18 protein-coding genes and 1 riboswitch are annotated in these 19,916 nt (G+C 46.8%); of the genes, 2 read left to right on the forward strand and 16 right to left on the reverse strand.

Annotation, left to right across the window (positions count from 1 at the left end; all coding sequences use genetic code 11):
• Positions 1 to 55: 55 nt before the first annotated feature.
• The 3 genes from IV40_RS01700 to IV40_RS01710 all read right to left on the reverse strand — a co-directional run bounded on the left by IV40_RS01700 (position 56) and on the right by IV40_RS01710 (position 3,327).
• Positions 56 to 781 carry a LysM peptidoglycan-binding domain-containing protein gene (locus IV40_RS01700; protein WP_057768633.1) on the reverse strand — a complete coding sequence of 242 codons (726 nt, stop codon included), beginning with the start codon at positions 779 to 781 and terminating at the stop codon, positions 56 to 58.
• 67 nt (positions 782 to 848) lie between these two features.
• The gene (locus IV40_RS01705; protein ID WP_057768634.1) at positions 849 to 2,303 is read right to left on the reverse strand and encodes a RecQ family ATP-dependent DNA helicase; all 1,455 of its coding nucleotides are present in this window, start codon (positions 2,301 to 2,303) and stop codon (positions 849 to 851) included.
• On the reverse strand, positions 2,296 to 3,327 hold the full coding sequence (locus IV40_RS01710) for a helix-turn-helix domain-containing protein (protein WP_057768635.1): 1,032 nt from the start codon (positions 3,325 to 3,327) through the stop codon (positions 2,296 to 2,298). The genes IV40_RS01705 and IV40_RS01710 overlap by 8 nt, the downstream gene beginning before the upstream one ends.
• Before the next feature lie 35 nt (positions 3,328 to 3,362).
• Here IV40_RS01710 and IV40_RS01715 point away from each other — a divergent pair, with 35 nt between their 5' ends.
• Positions 3,363 to 3,587 (forward strand): ferredoxin, encoded by a 225-nt coding sequence (locus IV40_RS01715; RefSeq protein ID WP_057768636.1) that lies wholly within the window; start codon positions 3,363 to 3,365, stop codon positions 3,585 to 3,587.
• Positions 3,588 to 3,656: 69 nt separating this feature from the next.
• Here IV40_RS01715 and IV40_RS01720 read toward each other — a convergent pair whose 3' ends face one another.
• From IV40_RS01720 to dnaE, 10 genes are all read right to left on the reverse strand, one after another.
• A complete protein-coding gene (locus IV40_RS01720) occupies positions 3,657 to 4,232 on the reverse strand; it encodes an ECF transporter S component (protein ID WP_057768637.1) in 576 nt (191 codons plus the stop codon).
• 128 nt (positions 4,233 to 4,360) lie between these two features.
• A riboswitch (FMN riboswitch) is annotated at positions 4,361 to 4,522 on the reverse strand.
• 54 nt (positions 4,523 to 4,576) lie between these two features.
• Complete coding sequence (locus IV40_RS01725) at positions 4,577 to 5,320, reverse strand: pseudouridine synthase (protein ID WP_057768638.1); 744 nt, start codon at positions 5,318 to 5,320, stop codon at positions 4,577 to 4,579.
• Complete coding sequence (gene scpB / locus IV40_RS01730) at positions 5,313 to 5,927, reverse strand: SMC-Scp complex subunit ScpB (RefSeq protein ID WP_057768639.1); 615 nt, start codon at positions 5,925 to 5,927, stop codon at positions 5,313 to 5,315. The genes IV40_RS01725 and scpB overlap by 8 nt, the downstream gene beginning before the upstream one ends.
• Positions 5,917 to 6,660 (reverse strand): segregation and condensation protein A, encoded by a 744-nt coding sequence (locus tag IV40_RS01735; protein WP_057768640.1) that lies wholly within the window; start codon positions 6,658 to 6,660, stop codon positions 5,917 to 5,919. The genes scpB and IV40_RS01735 overlap by 11 nt, the downstream gene beginning before the upstream one ends.
• Before the next feature lie 2 nt (positions 6,661 to 6,662).
• Positions 6,663 to 7,031: a hypothetical protein gene (locus IV40_RS01740; protein ID WP_057768641.1), complete on the reverse strand. Its 369-nt coding sequence runs from the start codon at positions 7,029 to 7,031 to the stop codon at positions 6,663 to 6,665.
• 73 nt (positions 7,032 to 7,104) lie between these two features.
• Positions 7,105 to 7,998, reverse strand: coding sequence for a site-specific tyrosine recombinase XerD (gene xerD, locus IV40_RS01745; RefSeq protein WP_057768642.1), 894 nt, complete (start codon positions 7,996 to 7,998; stop codon positions 7,105 to 7,107).
• A complete protein-coding gene (locus IV40_RS01750; protein ID WP_057768643.1) occupies positions 7,985 to 8,908 on the reverse strand; it encodes a CvfB family protein in 924 nt (307 codons plus the stop codon). Before IV40_RS01750 ends, xerD begins: the two co-directional genes overlap by 14 nt.
• A 119-nt stretch (positions 8,909 to 9,027) precedes the next feature.
• Positions 9,028 to 10,788 (reverse strand): pyruvate kinase, encoded by a 1,761-nt coding sequence (gene pyk, locus IV40_RS01755; protein ID WP_057768644.1) that lies wholly within the window; start codon positions 10,786 to 10,788, stop codon positions 9,028 to 9,030.
• Positions 10,789 to 10,863: 75 nt separating this feature from the next.
• The gene (gene pfkA, locus IV40_RS01760; protein ID WP_057768645.1) at positions 10,864 to 11,823 is read right to left on the reverse strand and encodes a 6-phosphofructokinase; all 960 of its coding nucleotides are present in this window, start codon (positions 11,821 to 11,823) and stop codon (positions 10,864 to 10,866) included.
• Positions 11,824 to 11,939: 116 nt separating this feature from the next.
• Positions 11,940 to 15,281: a DNA polymerase III subunit alpha gene (gene dnaE / locus IV40_RS01765; protein ID WP_057768646.1), complete on the reverse strand. Its 3,342-nt coding sequence runs from the start codon at positions 15,279 to 15,281 to the stop codon at positions 11,940 to 11,942.
• Positions 15,282 to 15,428: 147 nt separating this feature from the next.
• On the opposite strand from dnaE, the gene IV40_RS10555 reads away from it, so the two are divergent.
• Positions 15,429 to 15,605: a DUF2929 family protein gene (locus IV40_RS10555; RefSeq protein WP_082617833.1), complete on the forward strand. Its 177-nt coding sequence runs from the start codon at positions 15,429 to 15,431 to the stop codon at positions 15,603 to 15,605.
• Between the two features lie 55 nt (positions 15,606 to 15,660).
• Here the strand turns inward: IV40_RS10555 and IV40_RS01770 are convergent, their stop codons facing one another.
• The 3 genes from IV40_RS01770 to clpB form a co-directional block, all read right to left on the reverse strand.
• Positions 15,661 to 16,551 (reverse strand): hypothetical protein, encoded by an 891-nt coding sequence (locus tag IV40_RS01770; RefSeq protein ID WP_082617861.1) that lies wholly within the window; start codon positions 16,549 to 16,551, stop codon positions 15,661 to 15,663.
• A 168-nt stretch (positions 16,552 to 16,719) separates the two neighbouring features.
• The gene (gene rpmF, locus IV40_RS01775; protein WP_057768648.1) at positions 16,720 to 16,914 is read right to left on the reverse strand and encodes a 50S ribosomal protein L32; all 195 of its coding nucleotides are present in this window, start codon (positions 16,912 to 16,914) and stop codon (positions 16,720 to 16,722) included.
• A gap of 233 nt (positions 16,915 to 17,147) precedes the next feature.
• The gene (gene clpB, locus IV40_RS01780; protein ID WP_057768649.1) at positions 17,148 to 19,757 is read right to left on the reverse strand and encodes an ATP-dependent chaperone ClpB; all 2,610 of its coding nucleotides are present in this window, start codon (positions 19,755 to 19,757) and stop codon (positions 17,148 to 17,150) included.
• Between the last annotated feature and the right edge of the window lie 159 nt (positions 19,758 to 19,916).

Here is a 19,916-nt window from a genome sequence, read left to right on the forward strand (position 1 = left end):
CCTCCTCGTTTGATCCCACAAAAAGAGGCTAAGAATGTGCTCAGCCTCCCATGCATTATTTAATTCGCAACTGTGTTCCTGGCGCGACCGTTGAATCGGCTGATAAACCGTTCAACTCTAATAATTGCTGGAGCGTAATGCCATTATTGACCGCTGTCCGATACAGCCCTTGTCCGGATTGAACTGTGACATAATCGCCACTCGTCGATGAAGCACTTGCCGAACTGCTGGAACTCGAACTAGCCGCACTCGCAGAACTGGCCGCAGCGGCACTGCTGCTGGCGGCCGCTTCACTTGAACTAGCAGCGGCCTCAGAACTGCTGGCCGCTGCTTCCTGCTGTGACTGTGCAACAGCAGCACTGTTGCTAGCGGCTTCAGCCTCTTGTTTGGACGCTGACGCTGCAGCAGCTGCCTTCTTCTTTGATTCCGACTTTGCTTTGGCTTCTTTCAAGCTTTCGCTGGCAGACGCAGCTCGCTTTTTAGAAGCTGCTTTCCTGCTGGCTGCTTTTTTTTTGTTGTTACTGCTCACAACCACTTCGGAATCGGCACTTTTACTTGGTTTGTTAACTTGGCTCTGATTGGCCAGATAGTAGATCACCGGAAAAGCAATCATTGCGATTAAAATAATCGTCAAAATCCACACGAAGACACTATTGTGCTTTTCGCGTTTGTGTGAGGCAACTCGGGATAAGTCACCTTTATCATTTCGATCATCGTCAAACTGATTTTCCCAAGGTTTGTCTTGTGAATGGTCGACTTTGTTTTTATCATCCTTGTTCATCGACGATCCTCCTATCCCTAATCTTTCTGTATCATTGTACCATATGCTGAAAACGAAAAACTTAAGTTTAAACAAAAAATAATTGTTGCATGACTTTTTGCCACTCTTTTAAAGGCAGCTGATCTGATGGCTCGGCCGCTGGTGCCGTTTCAAACAGTCCTAACGTTTCTAAATCGGCTTGCAGATCTGGTGCTTGATAATTACAGCAGCGGTCATTGTGATCACCTGCCTGCGGATCACCAAAAAAGCGCACTAATGCGGCTCGTTTGCAAAAAGCGCCGCTCATAAAATGTTGGACTTTGGTCAAAGCGGCCTGCTTTTCCTGCTGCCGGGCATCCAGCAAATCAACTACCTGTTCCGCTGTTAATCCCATTGCTTGATAGCGGCGTAATAGTTCGAATTCATCCCCCGTCGCCCGTTTGAAACGGCTAGGCTGCTGATAAAAGGCGCGAATCAAGCTGGTTTCCGGAATCCCGTTTTCCAGCAGACCCGCCTGCCGATAAAAATCATCTGGCGCATACAGCGCTAGTGCAATACTCTGGCGGCCATCCCGACCGGCCCGTCCGATTTCTTGGGCATAGGCCTCCAAACTCAGCGGCGGATGATAATGAACGACAAAGCGGACATTGGCTTTATTGATTCCCATCCCGAAAGCATTCGTGGCACAAATGACATCCAATTGTCCCTGCATAAACTGCTGCTGAATTCGAAAACGATCTTGTGTATCGACCTCGCCATGATAAAAGGCTGTCCGCAGCTGCAGCTTGTCATGGAGCAGTGCCGCAATTTCCTCCGACCGCTGCCGGGACGAAAAATAAATAATGCCCGGTTTTTGGCAATGTTTGACAAAGGCTAACAATACCTGCTGCTTTTCCGCATCATCCGCCACTTCCTGGGTCGCCAAATAAATATTCGGCCGGTCGATCGAATAGATGATTTGTTTCGTAGTCGCCGGACTCAGCCGCAGTTTTGCCAAAATATCTTGCTGAACGGCTTTCGTCGCCGTCGCCGTTAACGCCAGTGTCACGTGCGGCTGCAGCTGCTGCCGCAGCCGACCGAGATTCAGATAGTCGGGCCGAAAATCCGGCCCCCACTGCGAAATACAATGCGCTTCATCGACAACGAAACATTGAATCTGCAAGCGGCTCAGGCGCTGTATAATCATGGGCTGGCCTAATGTTTCCGGCGAGATGAATAGGAAACGATACTGGCCGAGCGAATTGAGAACTTGCTGCCGTTCTTGCGGCGTTAAGCTCGAGTTCAGCGCCGCCACTCGTTTTTCGCCAAGGTAATGCAGCTGCATGACCTGATCCTGCATCAATGACAATAAGGGTGAAACAATTACCGTCAGTCCTGGCTGTAAATAGGCCGGCAATTGATAACAAAGCGATTTGCCAGACCCAGTCGGCAAAACGGCTAGGGTATCTTGGCCCTTTAAGACAGCCTGAATAACTTCTTCTTGTCCTGGTTTAAACGCTTTATAACCGAAATAATGCTGCAAAACTACTTGTAAATCAGGCATCTGGCCGCCCCCTTAAAATCCAAATCTGATAGAGCCGTACTGTAAAAAAAGCAGCACTCCGGTCGGCATCCAATAACTGCTGATAATTTCCAGCTCGATTTCCGCCAGTGACCTGATCATAACGTTTAATCTGGCTAGTTTGCAAAAAGAATTGAAACGGAAAGTGCGGACTCAAAATCGCTGCTTCCAGTAAGTGTTCATTGATCGTGCTGGCCTTCAAACCGCGCTGTTTTCCAATCTGAGCAAATGGAACTCCCTTTTTAAACAAATCGACGGTAATTTGTGTGCTGCCGCTTAACGCCGAATCCGTCTGCGGCCATAATTGTGCCAATACCGGCCATTGCTGCGGATGATGATGCACCTGATCCCACAAAAAGGCTTCGGCATCTACTTGCTGTAAAAATAATTGTCCAGCCGTCTGAGCAGTGGCTGCAGCAATTTGTTCCAGGCTGGCACCAGTAGTTTGGTAGCCGACCCAGCGATTGGCAATTACCGTTGCCAACTCTGCGGGCAATGCTTGCAAATAGGCCGTTAATTCAGCGACAAATTGATCACTAAAGTGGGGCGTCTGCTTTACCTGTCGGAACCAACGTTTAACCGCATCCTGATTACGCAAATGGGTTTGCAACGGGAAATACCGCCGCTCATGGTGGCGGTATTCTGAAATGACCTGAATGACCAAAAAAAGACGTTCCTGAAAATCATTCAAATGGCCCATGCGTGGCCCGTCAAAATAACGAAAAGTATACACCGGGTGGTCCGCTAAAAATTGACAGCCCGTTTCAGTCTGCTGATACGTGCCGTCCGTCACTTTTTGCAAGAGTTCGTCGTGAACCAAGGCTTGTACTTGGGCTTGAAATTGGCTTTCCTTTAAATTAGGATAAAGTTGTAATCGTTGCAGCAGCCCGTACTGGAGTCCGACGTATAAATTAGACACCGTTCGTTTGCCGGTCAATAAATAATAAATCGGTTTAGCCCGGCGTGGTGCTGCCGCAAATAAGCTGAGTACTTCGTTTTGATCCATTCGAATCACCTCACTTTAGAAAGCTGTGAATTTGTGTGTATACAAAAATTGATCGGGAACGCTGCATTGCGTGTGGCATTTGCCAGTTAAAGGCGCCTGAATTATTTGATTATGATTCAGAAGGCGTGGCCTTTGGTAAACGAGATGATAACAAAGGCACGGCCGCAATTCCACCGGCAGATCGGATTCAATTTCGTTCTGCCTACACCAGTTGTCCGACCGGTGCGATTCTCCGTTCGAAAAAGCCGTTCTCATCGTAACATATTTTGGTTTATCATTCGGAATCAATTTAAAAACAGATCAGAGCAAAATGCCCTGATCTGTTTTTTTTATTTCGTCATAACGGATTGATGCCGTTTCATCCATGGCACCAGTCGGACATACAAGATGGCAAAGACGACGGCCACTAAAATGCCTTTGACCAGATTAAACGGAGCGACGCCGAATAAGATATATTTGGCGAGCGGCATTCCCAGCTTCAAGCCGATGACTTGCATATATAACGGCGTAATCAGCCAATAATTCAATAAGCTCATCACAACTGTCAAAGAAATGGTCCCCAGCACATAGCCGGTGAAACGGCCCTGCCAGTTGGGACGCCGTTTAAACAGCCAGTAAATCGGCAGGACATACACCACCGAAGCGATGAAACCCGCTGCATCCCCAATGAATGCCGGCAGATTAGCCCCCGAAGTAATGAAATACAACAGGGAGCGCAGAAATGCGGTAATGATGCCGCCCCATGGACCGTACAAAAAAGTACTGATTAGGACGACCACATCGCTGAAATCGACCTTCAACCAGCTGAATAACGGCAGAATCGGAAATGCCAAAAATAGCAAGACATAGCTGCAAGCAGCCATCATGGCGATTCCAATCAACCGCCGGGTGTTCGTTTGTTGCATGATACAGACCTCCAAGTGAGGTCGCCTTCGCAAGCGCCGCTTATTGCCCAACGCATGAAAAAGGCCTGCTCATCAGGGAGATGAACAGGCCTTATTTTAATCACACTAAAAAATGCGCGTTCAATAAGCCTTATCTTCTCTTTATCTAGACTATACTATCGGTTTCGGGATTGCACCGAATCAGCTGAAGGAGCAGCGCGTCTGGTCAAACCGTTTGACCACACACACTATTCCTTCAGGTCATGGACTTTACCACCGGTCGGGAATTGCACCCTGCCCTGAAGACGAACCAAAATTTTAATTACTTAATTAGTCTAGCATGGCACTTACTTATTGTAAAGGATTTAGCGATAATGTTTCCCATTGGCTAACTTACGTAACTCGGCGATTTCCTGCGGCTTCAATTTACGGTACTTGCCGGAAGCTAAATTATCGACCCGCAAAAAGCCGTATTGTTCCCGTTTCAGTTTTTCCACTTGCGAACCGACTTTGGCAAACATCTTTTTGACCTGATGATTCATCCCTTCATGGATGGTAATCTGAACGATTGCCGTCTTTTTAGCATGATCTGTCGATAAGACTTTGACTTTAGCTGGCGCCGTCTTGCGTTTATCGAGTTCAACCCCATTTTGCAGCGTTTTAATGGCCGCTCCATCCGGAATTCCTTTTACCTTCGCCACATACGTTTTTTCCAACTCATAACGAGGATGCATTAGCAGATTAGCAAACTCACCATCATCGGTCAGTAATAACACACCATCGGTATCATAATCGAGCCGGCCGATTGGATAAATCCGTTCTGGAATATCTTTGAAATAATCAGTGACCACTTTGCGGCCTTTATTATCGCTAACGGCTGAAATGACTTGGCGGGGCTTATTGAACAAGTAATAAACCTTGCGTTCGGGAGTCAATGGCACGCCATCCACTTCAACGTGGTCATGGCTATCCACTTTGACCCCCATTTCTGTGACGACTTTGCCGTTGACGGTCACATGGCCGGTCCGAATCAAATCTTCGGCCTTCCGCCGTGACGTCACGCCGGCGTTGGCAATCTTTTTCTGTAAACGTTCTGGTTCTTCATTCATCGTCGTTGTCTTCCTCTCCGGATGTTTCCTGTCCTAATGCTTGCGAAAACTGATTGTAAAATAAATCGAGGCCCTCTTCAGCAGCCGGCTGTTCCTGTTTGAACTGGTCGATTGCTGGCAGATTCTTGAGTGATTTCAAATCGAAATAATCGAGGAAAAAGGCACTCGTCTGATAGAGAATCGGCCGTCCTGGTGCATCCTTGCGGCCCGCTTCTTCAATCAAGCGGCGCAGCAGCAAGGTTTGGATTGCTCCGCTGCTCTGAACGCCACGAATTTCATCGATTTCGATGCGCGTCAGCGGCTGGCGGTAAGCGATGATCGCCAATACTTCCAAAGCCGCTTGACTGAGGTTGGTCGACTGCGGACCGGCAAAATACCGTTTCAGCAACGGTGCCAATTCTTTTTTAGTCACCAATTTATAATGATCCTCCGCCTGCAACAAGGTCAACCCCCGTTCCGGACTGCCATCCAATTCAGCTTGATATTGTTCCAGCTGCTGGCGTACGGCCGAATTATCCTGATCGAGCAGCTGGGCCAAAACACCTAAATCAATGCCTTCATCACCGGCCGCATACAGTAAAGCTTCTAATTCAGCATTATGCGTCATCCTCATTTTCCTCTCTCAATTTGATTCGAATCGGCGCCGTCTCACTCTCCTGGCGGCAGCGGATTTGTCCTTTTTTCATCAATTCTAAAATGGCCATCAAGGTCGTCACAATTTCCGAACGGGACGGCTTTGCAGTCAGCAACGACCCAAATGTTCGCGACTGATGCGGTGCCAAATGAGTCAATACCTGATCCATCCGCTGTTCGACAGTCACTTTTTCTTCTTGAACGGTCCGATGAACTGGAACGCTCTGCTGCTGGCGGGTCAGAATGTTTTCCAATGCACCGGTTATATCAATCATTTTGACTGCACCACGAGCAAGTCGCACATATTGGGCATCTGGGGCCACCGAAGCCGGTTTCGCAAAATACTGCTTTCGTTCCGTTTCTTTCGTCTGCAAAGCCGCCGCAATCTGCTGAAAGGTTTGATACGCCAGCAGTTGCTGTACCAAATCCGTACGGGGATCTTCAGCCTCGTCCGTTTCATCAACAGCACTCGGCGGCGTCGGCAGCAGCATCTTGCTCTTGATTGCCATCAGTTTTGCGGCCATCACTAAATAATCACCGGCAATATCCAGTTGGAGATCTTGCAACTGCTGCAAGTAATCCAGATACTGCGTGGTGATTTGTGCGATCGGAATATCATAAATATCGATTTTAGCCTCTGTAATCAGATGCAACAGCAGATCCAGCGGTCCTTTGAAATCTTCTAAAACAATTGTCAATCCGGCCATGCTTATTCCTCAGGTGAACGCCGGGCTTTTTCCCAACGAGTGATCAGCGGCGTCGTTTCGAGCGAGCCCATAATCTTTTTATCTGGGTAAGCAGCTTGTAAAGCATCTAGGACTTGATTAAGGGCTGTTTCACTCCGTTCAGACGGACTAAAGGAAAGATGACGCACCAAAACAAAGTCGTTGCCTTCTTCAACTCCGACGATGCCGGTAAAATTATTCTGATCGTCTTTCCATAAGTACAGGCAATGCGTCTCATCGTCCTGGTAGAGCTTTAATTCGGCCTGTAAATGACTAATTTCTTTTAAATCAGGCAAGTAGGACAAAAAGCCCATCGCAATCTTCTGATAGTCATTTTTATATTTAACGAGCATACTGGCCTCCAGTAATTTCTTTCTTGTGTCTAAACATTAACTTTAGCATAAATGAACCAGCGACTCAAATCAACTAGGCACGTGGATGACTGTGTTCGTACACGTCCATCATATGCCGCTGCGTCAGATGCGTATACAATTGGGTCGTTGAAATATCGGCATGTCCGAGCAATTCCTGCACGACCCGCAAATCAGCTCCATTTTCCAATAAGTGGGTTGCAAATGAGTGCCGCAAAGTATGCGGTGTAACGTCCTTGTTAATACCGGCCAGGGCGACATCTTTTTTGAGATTTTTCCAGATACCCTGCCGTGTCAACGGCCGGCCATGAAAATTAAGAAACAATTCAGCCGGCTGTGCATTTTGCCGCAGCAGTTTGGGCCGCCCCTCTTTCAAATAACGATTAACCCACTTGATAGCAATATCGCCGATTGGCAGGATTCGTTCCTTGTCGCCCTTCCCAATTGTCTGAATCAATCCAATGCTCAGATGCAGATCATCCATTTTCAAATGAATCAATTCGCTGACTCGGAGACCTGTAGCATACATCACTTCAAAGATGGCGCGATCACGCAGTCCTAACGGTTTGGTGACATCCGGCACAGCCAATAACCGGTTGATTTCGTCTTCCGACAGAACCGTCGGCAAATGCTGTTCCCGTTTCGGCGAATCAATCTGTGCCATCGGATCATTCGTAATTTGATTGCTTTCCTGCAAATATTGATAAAACTCCCGCAGGCAGGACACCATTCGCACTAAAGAACTGACCGCCTTGGCTTTTTGGGTCTGCTCCCCTAAAAAAGCCAAAACCGTGGCGCGATCTTCTGGAAAAGCAGACAATTTTTGCGTTTCTAAATACTGATTAAACTCATCAAGATCTGACCGATAACTCACCCGTGTATTTTCGGAAAGGCCCTTTTCGACCTTCAGCATGTGGATGTAATCGGCGATCTGATCAGTCTTGGTCATCGGTATCGGCCTCATTTAAAGCATTGGCCCGTTCGACACCAGCGTCTGTCAAACTGGTCTTTCCATCCGCTTCGATGATCAGCCGCTGCTTGAGTAAATGCCCTAAGGCCCGTTTGAAGGCACTCTTGCTGATGCCAAAATAAGCTTTGATTTTTTCAGGAGCGCTCTTGTCATCATAATTCATTGTGTGCCCTGGCGTCCGGATCAGAATGGCCAGCACCATAGCGGCATCATCGCTGATAACTTCGTAGGCACGAGGGCGTAAAGACAAATTCAAACTGCCATCCGGATGCAAACCGATGACACGAGCCTTAACCGTTTCGCCGAGACGGGGTTCGCCATCCCGTTCTGACGGATGAATAAAACCTAAATAATGGTCCTTGGTGACCACATAAGTGCCGGCCTTCTTCGTTTGATAAACCAAACCAACAATATCAGCGTTCTTCATATCTTCTGTGGCTGTTTTCGCCCGTTTCTGATAGTAATTAGCGTCGGCAGGAATTCCCCACAAGCGTCCTTTTTTATCAACCCGCAGGGCGATTCGCAAATGATCGCCACGGTGCGGCCAGACACTCGACATCAACGGCAAATCATCCATCGACACCACAATGTCCTTATCTGGCAAGCCGATATTTACGAAAACCCCTAAGTCATGGCGTGTCTCGACGACCTCGCCTAACCCAAAATGATTGAAGCCAATATGCGGCGTGTTCATCGTAATGATCAGCTGGTGCTTTTCATTTTCGTAAGCAAAGCCGGTAACATTGTCGCCTTTTTGGAGTTTTTGTTGGTCACTAGTTAAAGTAACTTTGTTCATCTGATAAGTACGACCCTCTTTTTGGACAAAATAGGCTTTGTCATTCTCATCAATAATTTTTCCGGTAATTGTCTGTCCTAAATCTGGATTCATCATTCGTGCTCCGTTCTGTTCTAAGTTACCTCTATTATACTTGTTTTCGGATCAAAAAAGGAGCCGCCTCGAAATTTTCATTTCGAAACGACTCCTTTAATTTTTAACTGTGCATCACTCTAGATAGCGTTAGTAGCACCTTTGTAGACGATACCACGACGTGAATCAACAGTGATTACTTCACCATCTTTGATAGTTGAAGTTGCGTCTTTGGCACCAACAACAACAGGAATTCCCATTGCGATCCCAACGACAGCAGCATGAGAAGTCAAACCGCCAGTTTCAACAACAATGGCGCTGGACTTTTCGATTGCTGGCAAGTAGTCTTTATCAGTTGTCTTTACAACTAATACGCCGCCTTCAGTTGCCTTTGAAACAGCTTCATCGGCACTGGATGCAACAACGGCCTTACCAACAACTGTCTGATCACCAACACCTTGGCCCTGAGTTAACTTAGTCCCAATGAGTTGGATCTTCATCAAGTTCGTTGTCCCACTTTCACCAACTGGAACACCAGCAGTGATAATGATCAAATCGCCTTCCTTAGCAAAGCCAAGGTCTTGGGCAGTTTGTGTTGCCAAGTCAAACAAGGCATCTGTGTTTTCTGGACGGTCAACAACCGTTGGGAAGACACCCCAGTTAACAGTTAAGCCACGACGAGTAACATCATCGAAGGTTAATGCTAAGATGTTTGCCTTTGGACGATACTTGGAAATCATCCGAGCTGTGAAACCTGAGTTTGTAGCAGCAACAATTGTGCTTACGTTCAAGTTCCGGGCTGTATGTGCAACTGAACGAGCAACGGCTTCGGTCGAATCATTCTTATCAAACATCTGTAATGCAAAAGCATCTTGGTTGTCTAATGATTGTTCTGTCCGTTCGTCGATGCGGGCCATAGCAGCAACTGATTCAACAGGGTAATCCCCGTTAGCACTTTCACCAGAAAGCATCGTTGCATCTGTACCATCAATAACGGCATTGGCAACATCAGATACTTCGGCACGTGTAGGACGTGGGTTTTCTTGCATCGAATCAAGCATTTGTGTGGCTGTGATAACTGGCTTACCAACAGCGTTGCACATCTTGATCATCTTTTTCTGAACAAATGGAACGTTTTCGAATGGAATTTCAACACCCATGTCCCCACGAGCAACCATGAAACCATCAGAAACCTTTAAGATGTCATCCAAGTTGTTGATACCTTCTTGGGATTCAATCTTAGGGAAAATCTGAACTTGTTCTTGATGCTTTTCTTCGAGTAATTCACGGATGTCTAAGACATCTTGTGGCTTACGAACGAAGCTGGCAGAGATGTAGTTGATCCCATTTTCAAGACCAAAACGGATATCGCTGGAATCTTTTTCAGTAATCCCAGGCAAGTTGATGGAAACGCCAGGAGCGTTGACACCTTTACGGGAACCAATTTCACCATTGTTTTGAACAACAGTAACAAGTTCCTTGTTCTTGTCATCCTTTTCAGTGATCTTCAAGTCAACTAAACCATCATCGATTAAGACATGGCCGCCAACATGAGTATCATCATACAGACCAGGGTATGTAACCGCGATCTTTTCTGGTGTTCCTTCAAGAGAGTCATCCATTGAAATACGGATTGTATCACCGGTATGTGCTTCGAACTTCTTACCTTTTTGAACAGTGGTCCGAATTTCGGCACCCTTTGTATCCAACATGATCCCAACAGTTTTGCCAGTCTGCTTTTCAGCTTCGTGCACCATCTTCATACGGGATAAGTGTTCTTCATGGTCACCATGAGAGAAGTTGAAGCGGAAGACATTTGCTCCGGCCTCGATTAACTTCGCGATTGTTTCTACATCATTACTTGCAGGTCCAAGCGTTGCAACAATCTTGGTTTTTTTCATAAACGGAATCTCTCCTTTTGTGTTTTTTAAAAAAGACTTTTACGTCATTTTTAACAAATTAAATAAAGATAAAGCTTAGAATGACAGATCTTGCCCTAATTGATACAAGGACATTTGAGCATGATGCTTGGAGTCAAACAGATCCAGCATATCATGCGACGTAATCTTGCCGTTTTCAATCCCAATGGCTAAACCGCCCTTGCCTTGCATCAGCAAGTCAACAGCATAAGCACCCATCTCGCTGGCTAAGACACGGTCACGGGCAGTTGGTGAACCGCCACGAACAACATGTCCTAACACAGTGTGGCGCAGATAGAAGTCGCCATACTGGCTCAATTGTTCAGCGAGTTCATCCGCATGCATTACACCTTCAGCAAGGATGATAATCGCATGTTTTTGACCACGTTGACGGCTTGAACGAAGACGGTCAGCGATTTCCTTCACATCAAAATCATGCTCAGGGACGATGACGTCTTCGGCACCAGCAGCAACACCAGACCATAAAGCAATATCCCCAGCTTCACGACCCATCACTTCAATAATGAAAGTCCGTTCGTGGCTGGCAGCTGTATCACGAATCCGGTCAGCAGCTTCAACAACTGTGTTGACAGATGTATCAAAACCAATGGTAAAGTCGGTATAAGGAATATCATTATCAATTGTTCCTGGCAAACCGACCGCATTATAACCATGTTCGGTCAAACGAAGGGCACCATGATAAGAGCCGTCGCCGCCGATCACAACTAATGCTTCAATCCCAAATTTGTTTAATTGCTCGATTCCCTTTAACTGGCCTTCTTCTTTGGCAAATTCAGGATAACGGGCAGAATATAAGAATGTCCCACCACGCTGAATCTTGTCGCCGACGGATGATTCATCCATCTTGAAGATATCACCAGCTACGAGTCCAGCATACCCATAATTGATCCCATAAACTTCAAGACCACTATGAATTGCTTTACGAGTAACGGCACGAATTGCAGCATTCATGCCCGGTGCGTCGCCGCCACTCGTCAAAATACCAATGCGTTTCATTTTTTCACCTCAGGTAATAATGTTTGTTGAAATCAACCTCTGGGCAATTTCAAATTCACTAATATAGTAACACTTTTCAGAAAGGCTGTCGCCCTATTTCCGGGACTTTTATGATTTTATTGCTTGCCGGATGGCTCCGAATTCGTTTTCAAAACCACATTCTTGGATGTAAGCATTTCCGCCAGCCGATCTAATAAAACTTGTGTCGGCGCCACCCAGTATTTTTTCGGCAGCAAAACGGTCTTTTTAGTCGTCTGATCATGTAAAACGACCGGCGTCTGTCCCTGACTGTTTAATAAGACCGGCGGCAGTTGCTGCTGCTGAGCAGGTGTTGCCGTTTGCAGATACAATGTCTGCTGCGGCACCCGTTTCATCACATTCGCCGCTAATTGAATCTGGTCGGCAGCAATTTGCAGATCAGGGTGTAATTCGACTTTTCCGAAAATGACCAGTACTTGCCCTCTTTTCAGTCGGGAACCAACTTGTTTGAATAAATTCGGGAAGACGGTCACGCTGATCTCCGCACTCGCATCCTGAACGGTCACAAAGGCCATCTGTTGGCCCTTTTTAGTCCGAATGACTTTGATCCGGCGCACATAGCCCAGCAAATTAGCTCGTGTATCGGGTTGCAGCTCATTAATTGCTGTCAGCGGCATTACCAATCGAATGGCAGCATATGGTTCGACTGGATGTCCCGACAAATAGACACCAAGATATTGTTCCTCTTTATCGAGTCGTTCCGTCAATTCCAAGTTTGGCACTTCGGCCTTTTTCATCGGCAGCTGGGCAAAAAGATCCATGTTGTCACCGAATAATTGGATGCTTTCGAGTGCTTTCGGCAGGTCGGCCAAGAGCTGGCCCCGATTCGGGCTCACGGCATCAAAGGCCCCGCTGTAAATCAAAGGTTCAATCAGATCTGCTTTCAGAAATTTGGAATCGAGCCGGCGGAGAAAATCGGTCAAACTTTGATAAGGCCGGTCTTGACGTTCGTTGAGAATTGCATCGACAAAATCACGCCGCAGTCCCTTGATGCACAGCAGACCGAACCAAACCGTCTGGTCGAACCATTCGAAATAACGGCCGCTGCGATTGACATCCGGTGCATGGGCTTTGACACCACGCTGATGCATTTCCAATAAATAATTTTTCAGCTTCTTACGGTCCCCTAGCGCCGAATTGAGGAGTGCCGTATAAAAAGCACCCGGATAATGAACTTTCAAGTACGCTAGCCAGAAGGCAATTAAACTGTAGGCAACGGCATGCGAACGGTTAAACCCATAGTTGGCAAACCGTTCGATATAATCATAGGTCGTTACCGCCGTTTGTTCAGAATAGCCCTTTTGCTGGGCCCCCTGAATGAACTTGGTCCGTTCAGCATCGATGACTTCCTTTTTCTTCTTGCTCATCGCCCGCCGCAGCAAATCGGCTTCGCCTAAGGATAATCCGCCCATCGTTGAAGCCACTTGCATGACCTGCTCCTGATAGACGAGCACGCCGTAAGTCGGACCAAGAATCGGTTTTAACGACGGGTCCGGATATTGAACCGGTTCCGTGCCGTTTTTGCGGGCCGCAAAGGTTGGAATGTTTTCGACTGGACCAGGACGATACAACGCTGCCGTTGCAACGACATCTTCGAATTGAGTTGGATGAATCTGCTGCAAAGCTCGTTTAATCCCGTCCGATTCGAATTGGAAGACCCCATTGGTTTCGCCCCGCTGAAATAATTTCAGTGTCGGTTCATCATCCAATGGAATCTGATCTAAATGAAATGGCTGTCCCATTTGTTTCTGAATCGTATCCACAATCTGAGTCAAAATCGTTAAATTTTTGAGCCCCAGAAAATCAATTTTCAGCAAACCGACCGCTTCGACGTTGCCCTTGGTGAATTGAACCAAGTCAATGCCGTTGCTGCCTTTTTGCAAAGGAACCGTATCCGTTAACGCATGCGCACTCAAGACAATCCCAGCCGCATGGGTCGAATAGTTGCGGGGCAGCCCTTCTAAGCGGCAGGCCGTTTCATACAGCAGCTGATTTTTCGGCCCGTCATGAACCAAATTACGGAGTCGCTGTGACTTGTCATAGGCTTCCTGCAGCGTCACATGAAAAATATTCGGAATGGCTTGGGCCCATTCGCTAGCTTCAAACTGACTGAGTCCAAACACACGGGCCACATTCCGTAAGGACGATTTTGCCGCCAAGGTTCCGAATGTGATGATTTGAGCCATATGTTCGCTGCCATACCGTTCATGCACATATTGCAAGAGTTCTTCCCGCCGATCATCCGGAATATCCAAATCAATATCGGGCATGTTTTGCCGGTTCGGATTCAGAAAACGTTCAAACAACAAATTGTAGCGAATCGGATCGACTTCAGTAATGGCTAAGGCATACGCCACCAATGATCCAGCCGCCGAACCCCGCCCTGGCCCGATTAGAATCCCGACGGAACGAGCATGATGAACGACATCCCAGACGATCAGAAAATAATCGGCAAACCCCATCTGATTGATGATGCCCAATTCATACTGCAGCCGCTGCTGATAATTGTCCGGAATGGCACCTTTAAAACGTGCCTGCAATCCCCTTTGCGCTAATTGATTCAGATACGCCACTGCCGATTCCTGGTCAGGCGTCGGAAAATGCGGCAATTGCGGTGCCTGGAAAGAAATCGTGACTGCACACTGATCGGCAATCAGTGCCGTATTTGCCGCTGCTTCTGCTAGGCCGGCAATGACAAAATCGGCCTGACTGCGCGTCATCGTTGGTAAAGCGTAAGGTCCCTCCTTTTGCGGAACCTGCAATTCAGCAGCCGCCATTTTATCGCCAGCAGCAATATGACCCATTACGTCAACTGCAAATGCATCGTTCGGATCTAAATAGCGGACATCGCCCAATGCCACTAACGGAACTTTACTTTCCGCATGGACCGCTTTAATTGCAGCTTGTTCAGCTGCACTTGCTTGCAAGCTAATTCCTAAGTACAAACTATCCGCATCGGCAGCTGCCTGCAGCTGTTGCAAGTATTGGACTGCAGCCGGCAATGATTCCTGGTCGACAAGCGCAGCCAGTTCACTGCCCTGACCAGGCGTGAGTACAAAGAGATCGCCTAATAACGGCTGCACCTGTGCAAAAGTAACGGATGTCGCACTCGTTTCGACCAGCGTTGATAGTTTCAGCAAATGACGATAACCGGACTCATTTTTAGCCAGCAGGAGCAATGGAAAATCCGTTTGCGTCACCAGCAGCCCTGACAAAATCAAAGTCATTCCCAAGATTGGTTTCAGCCCAGCTTGATGTGCGGCCCGATAGAAATCAATCACACCGTACAGGACATTTTCATCGGTAAGGGCAACTGCCTGATAACCCCGTTCTTGTGCGGCAGTGACCAGATCATTGACGGTCGTGGTACTTTTCAGCAAACTATATGTACTTTTAACCTGCAACTGTGTAAATGGCACGGCCAGCACCCTCCTTTTTTCAAACACACGTTCCTATTCTTTGTGCCCTTATTATAGCAAACTCGCTTTCCTGAAAAAAGGGCCGCCAGCGTTTCTATTCCGAACAAATTATGCTAAAATGAGCGAGTAAATAGAAGGAGGCCCACCATGAAATATATTGCCATGATCGTTTGGGCACTCATCTTAGGTCTGGTGGCTGGTTTTATCGGTGCTTCATTGACACAAACAGCCTTCAGCGTGCCGCATACGCTGATCACGATGGGTGTCTTCGCAATCTTATTAGGTATTCTGCCCAATTTAACGGCTCATTACAGCACCAAATAACCTTGCTAGACAGTAAAAAAGCTCTGAAACTTTTTGTTTCAGAGCTTTTCTTTTATTATTTCGTAATATAAATGTAGATCCCGTTTGTGGCTACGCCCGTATCAAATTTAACGCCATTCGACTTGATCGTCTTCATGGTCGTCTGCGTACTCTTCTGGTTCTTAGTTGCTTTGCTGAACTGCTTCATAACTTCTTTCGGCTTTGCCCCAAAAGCTTGTGCCAACAAGGCAAACGTCGTCCCAAAGTTTTTCTGGCCCGTCTTGCTCTTAAAGGACTTCATTGGAATAAACAAAGTCGCACCAATCAGCTGATTGTTTTCAACGTTGCCGTAAATCTTGTCATCCTTTTGATCGAGCAGCTTGGAAACGCCGTTCTTCGGATTCGTCGGCAATTGCTGATCAGCCGTCTTCTGCTTAGCAGCCTTCATTTGAGCAGCTAATGCCTGCTGCTGTTGGGCCATGGCTTGTTTCTGGGCCGCCGTCATTTGGGCAGCCTGAGCGGCAGCAGCGGCTTTAGAAGTGCTGCTGCTTTGTGCCTGCTGTTCCTGCAGTTGCTTTTGCGTTGCTGCTGGTAAAGCAGTGGCCGTCACGATCTGGTTATAGTTTTTGGCAATCTTAGCATAACTGCCTAATGATTTTGCGGCGGCAACATAAACAGTCTTCGAAGTGGTCTGTCCACCGTTTTTAGCCGTGATCTTGACGGTTTGTTTTTTCGTCGTCGGTGCGATTTCGACCGCATAACCGCTACTCTTAACCGCTGCTTTCTTCTGTTGGCCGCCATCAACGGTATAAGTAACTTTGGCATTTTTATTGGTTTCGCCTTTGACAACGGCAACCATGCCGCTCGGCTGATAATTGGTTTTAGTGGTCGTTAATTTAATACTCCCACAGCCGCTCAGTAATGCGGCCATCGCAAGTCCCGCAATTCCTGCAAGCCATTTTTTCATCATGCATCCATCCTTTTCACTTAAAAATCAGGCGTTTAAAATGCAACGCTCCCTTATAGTAGCGTTTTTAATCGTAACTTGCAATGAAAATGTGACTAGGTGTCATATTTTTTATTTTCAGCACAAAAAAAAGCTCGAAACAAGTAATTTGCTTCGAGCTTCCTCGTGTTAGTTGTTATCGTTCGCATCAGATGCTGGTGTAACAACTTGCTGGCCTTTGTAAAAGCCTTTTGGTGATACATGATGGCTCACGCGGTATTCACCAATTGTTGAATCGAAATGGACGTTTGGCGTCGTTAACTTCTTGCCGCCACGACGCATCCGCTTTTTAGTCTTTGAAGTTCTTCTCTTCGGAACAGCCATGTTTTTCAAACTCCTTTATTTTGTATTCTGTGATAACTATACCGGATTTTTCGTTAATTGCAAACGTCATCCGTTAGTCAACGCCTTTTTTCAGACGCACTGTAAAAAGCCGTACAATCTATTATAAAATGAAAAGCCTTGCTAGACAACCCTTTTCTGCAAAAAGTGTTGTGGCTGGTCAAATTATTTATGTAATGGCAGGAATGAGATTGTTCCTCATTCCTGTGCCTAAATTATTCAGCGTCGTCATCCTTGGCTGCCGTGTTTTCAAAAACAAGATGGTCGTCCAAGACGTTGATTCGGACGGTAGAATGCGGCTGAACTCGGCCAGCAATAATTTCCTTGGCCAATGGTGTTTCGACTTCGTTAGTAATGAAGCGGCGTAATGGCCGCGCTCCATAAGCAGGGTCATAGCCCTTTTCAGCGATCCATTGCTGTGCTTCATCGGAAATCGTTAATTTCACCTCTTGATCTTCCATCCGCTGGGATAATTGATCAAGCATCTTCACCACAATCTGTTTCATATCGTTTAAGGTCAACGGACTGAACATAATCGTATCATCGATTCGGTTCAAGAATTCCGGTTTGAACTTCCGTTGAATCAAAGCCTTAACCTGTTCACGGGCTTGATCAGTGATCTTGCCGTCGCTCTGAGCACTATCCAGCAGAATTTCCGAGCCGAGGTTGGAAGTCATGATGATGATCGTATTCTTAAAGTCGACAGTCCGGCCCTGCCCATCTGTCAAACGACCGTCATCCAAAACCTGCAGCAAGATATTGAAGACATCTGGATTAGCCTTTTCGATTTCATCGAGTAAGACGATCGTGTACGGATTGCGGCGAACGGCTTCTGTCAATTGGCCGCCCTGTTCGTAACCGACATAGCCAGGCGCTGCCCCGACTAAACGCGAAACAGACGCTTTTTCCATATATTCAGACATATCGATCCGCACCATATGCTTTTCCGAATCGAACAAATCTTCAGCCAAGGCCTTGGCTAATTCAGTTTTCCCGACCCCAGTTGGGCCTAAGAACAGAAATGACCCTAATGGACGGTTGGGGTCCTGCAAACCGGCTCTGGAACGGAGCACAGCATCGGAAACAGCATCAACCGCCTGATCCTGACCAACGACCCGTTTATGCAGATTGTCAGCCAAATGCATCAGTTTTTGGCGGTCGCCTTCGACTAATTTAGCTACTGGAATCCCAGTTTCACGGCTGATTACTTGCGCAATTTCATTTTCAGTAACGGATTCTTGGACCATCCACTCAGATGGACGATCCTTCTTTTCCATACTCTTTAATTCTTTTTCGAGTTCTGGAATCGTGCCATGCTGCAATTTAGCGGCCGCTTCAAGGTCATAGTTGCCCTGTGCCTCTTCCAAATCGTGCTTGGCTTTGTCGATTTCGGCCTTCTTGTCGTTCAGATCCGTGATGTCTTTCTTTTCGGCATCCCATTGGGCCTGCATCTTATTAACCTGTTCGCGAGTATCGGCTAATTGCGTTTGTGTTTCTTTTAACCGTTTCTGCGAAGCCGAATCGGTTTCCTTCTTTAATGCCTGCTCTTCGATCTGCAGCTGCATCAATTTACGGTTGGCCTGGTCGAGTTCAGTCGGAACGGAATTCATTTCAACATTGATATTAGCACTAGCTTCATCGACTAAATCAATCGCCTTATCGGGCAGGAACCGATCGGTAATGTAACGATTCGACAACGTTGCCGCTGCAACCAAAGCATTATCATGAATGCGAACGCCATGGAACACTTCAAAACGTTCCTTCAAACCACGTAAAATATTGATTGTGTCTTCAACGGATGGCTCTTGGACCATGACCCGCTGGAACCGCCGTTCTAAGGCTTTATCTTTTTCGATATACTGACGGTATTCATCTAAGGTTGTGGCCCCAATCAAATGAAGCTCGCCCCGGGCCAGCATCGGCTTCAGCAAGTTGCCGGCATCCATGCTGCCTTCTGCACTCCCGGCACCGACAATGTTATGAATTTCATCAATAAAGAGAATGATCTGGCCTTTGCTCTTCTTAACTTCATCGAGAACGGCTTTCATCCGCTCTTCAAATTCGCCCCGATACTTGGCACCAGCTACCATGCCGCCCATATCGAGTGAAATAATCGTTTTGTCCTTCAAATTATCAGGCACATCGCCCCGAACGATTCGTTGTGCGAGTCCTTCAACAATCGCCGTTTTGCCGACCCCAGGTTCCCCTAAGAGAATCGGATTGTTTTTGGTCTTCCGGGACAAAATCCGGATCACATCCCGAATTTCTTCATCACGGCCGATGATCGGATCCATTTTGCCAGAGCGTTCGGCCTTGACTAAATCAGTCCCATATTTTTCGAGTGCTTTATAATTTTGTTCCTGATTCTTGGAAGTGACCCGCTGGCCGCCCCGAATCTTTTCAACCACTGCCTGCAATTTCTTATCGGTAATGCCGTTTTTCGTCAAAAATTGTGTCAATGGATCATACTTCAATGTCATTAACGCTAAAATGACGGCTTCGGTCGAAATATATTCATCTTGGAATTTATTCTTGATACCGTCAGCAGCATTCAACAATTGATACAAATTCTGTGACAGCGTCTGACCGTAAGATGAACTGCCTTCGACTGTCGGAATCTGATCAATTTCATGATCGAGTTCGGCTTGGAGGGCGGTAACATCCATACCGGCATCCTGAAAGACCTGTGCACCAAGCTGATCCGGTTCCGTCAAGTATTTAAACAGCTGCGGAATTCCGATTTCCTGCTGATGCCGTGTAATCGTGATCTGTTGTGCTTCGGCTAAAGCATCTTGGACCGCTTGTGTTAATTTATCTGGATTCATTCAAAAACTTCCCTTCGTTTTGAATTGCTTTTTAAGCATTTTATTTCTAATTTCAGTGGACACTTTAGATAATAGTCAAAGAAGGTCAAACATGCAAGCAAAATCTCTTTTGGTGCACAAAAAAGCGGCAGGACTGACCTGTCGCTTTGTACCGTTTGA

It is taken from the genome of Lactobacillus selangorensis (assembly GCF_001437205.1).
GTDB lineage: Bacteria > Bacillota > Bacilli > Lactobacillales > Lactobacillaceae > Paralactobacillus > Paralactobacillus selangorensis.

Bases quoted from the DNA above. Each gene is read 5' to 3' on its own strand.
- IV40_RS01700 (WP_057768633.1), bottom strand. From the start codon at position 781: ATGAACAAGGATGATAAAAACAAAGTCGACCATTCACAAGACAAACCT.
- IV40_RS01705 (WP_057768634.1), bottom strand. From the start codon at position 2,303: ATGCCTGATTTACAAGTAGTTTTGCAGCATTATTTCGGTTATAAAGCG.
- IV40_RS01710 (WP_057768635.1), bottom strand. From the start codon at position 3,327: ATGGATCAAAACGAAGTACTCAGCTTATTTGCGGCAGCACCACGCCGG.
- IV40_RS01720 (WP_057768637.1), bottom strand. From the start codon at position 4,232: ATGCAACAAACGAACACCCGGCGGTTGATTGGAATCGCCATGATGGCT.
- IV40_RS01725 (WP_057768638.1), bottom strand. From the start codon at position 5,320: ATGAATGAAGAACCAGAACGTTTACAGAAAAAGATTGCCAACGCCGGC.
- scpB (WP_057768639.1), bottom strand. From the start codon at position 5,927: ATGACGCATAATGCTGAATTAGAAGCTTTACTGTATGCGGCCGGTGAT.
- IV40_RS01735 (WP_057768640.1), bottom strand. From the start codon at position 6,660: ATGGCCGGATTGACAATTGTTTTAGAAGATTTCAAAGGACCGCTGGAT.
- IV40_RS01740 (WP_057768641.1), bottom strand. From the start codon at position 7,031: ATGCTCGTTAAATATAAAAATGACTATCAGAAGATTGCGATGGGCTTT.
- xerD (WP_057768642.1), bottom strand. From the start codon at position 7,998: ATGACCAAGACTGATCAGATCGCCGATTACATCCACATGCTGAAGGTC.
- IV40_RS01750 (WP_057768643.1), bottom strand. From the start codon at position 8,908: ATGAATCCAGATTTAGGACAGACAATTACCGGAAAAATTATTGATGAG.
- pyk (WP_057768644.1), bottom strand. From the start codon at position 10,788: ATGAAAAAAACCAAGATTGTTGCAACGCTTGGACCTGCAAGTAATGAT.
- pfkA (WP_057768645.1), bottom strand. From the start codon at position 11,823: ATGAAACGCATTGGTATTTTGACGAGTGGCGGCGACGCACCGGGCATG.
- IV40_RS10555 (WP_082617833.1), top strand. From the start codon at position 15,429: ATGAAATATATTGCCATGATCGTTTGGGCACTCATCTTAGGTCTGGTG.
- IV40_RS01770 (WP_082617861.1), bottom strand. From the start codon at position 16,551: ATGAAAAAATGGCTTGCAGGAATTGCGGGACTTGCGATGGCCGCATTA.
- rpmF (WP_057768648.1), bottom strand. From the start codon at position 16,914: ATGGCTGTTCCGAAGAGAAGAACTTCAAAGACTAAAAAGCGGATGCGT.
- clpB (WP_057768649.1), bottom strand. From the start codon at position 19,757: ATGAATCCAGATAAATTAACACAAGCGGTCCAAGATGCTTTAGCCGAA.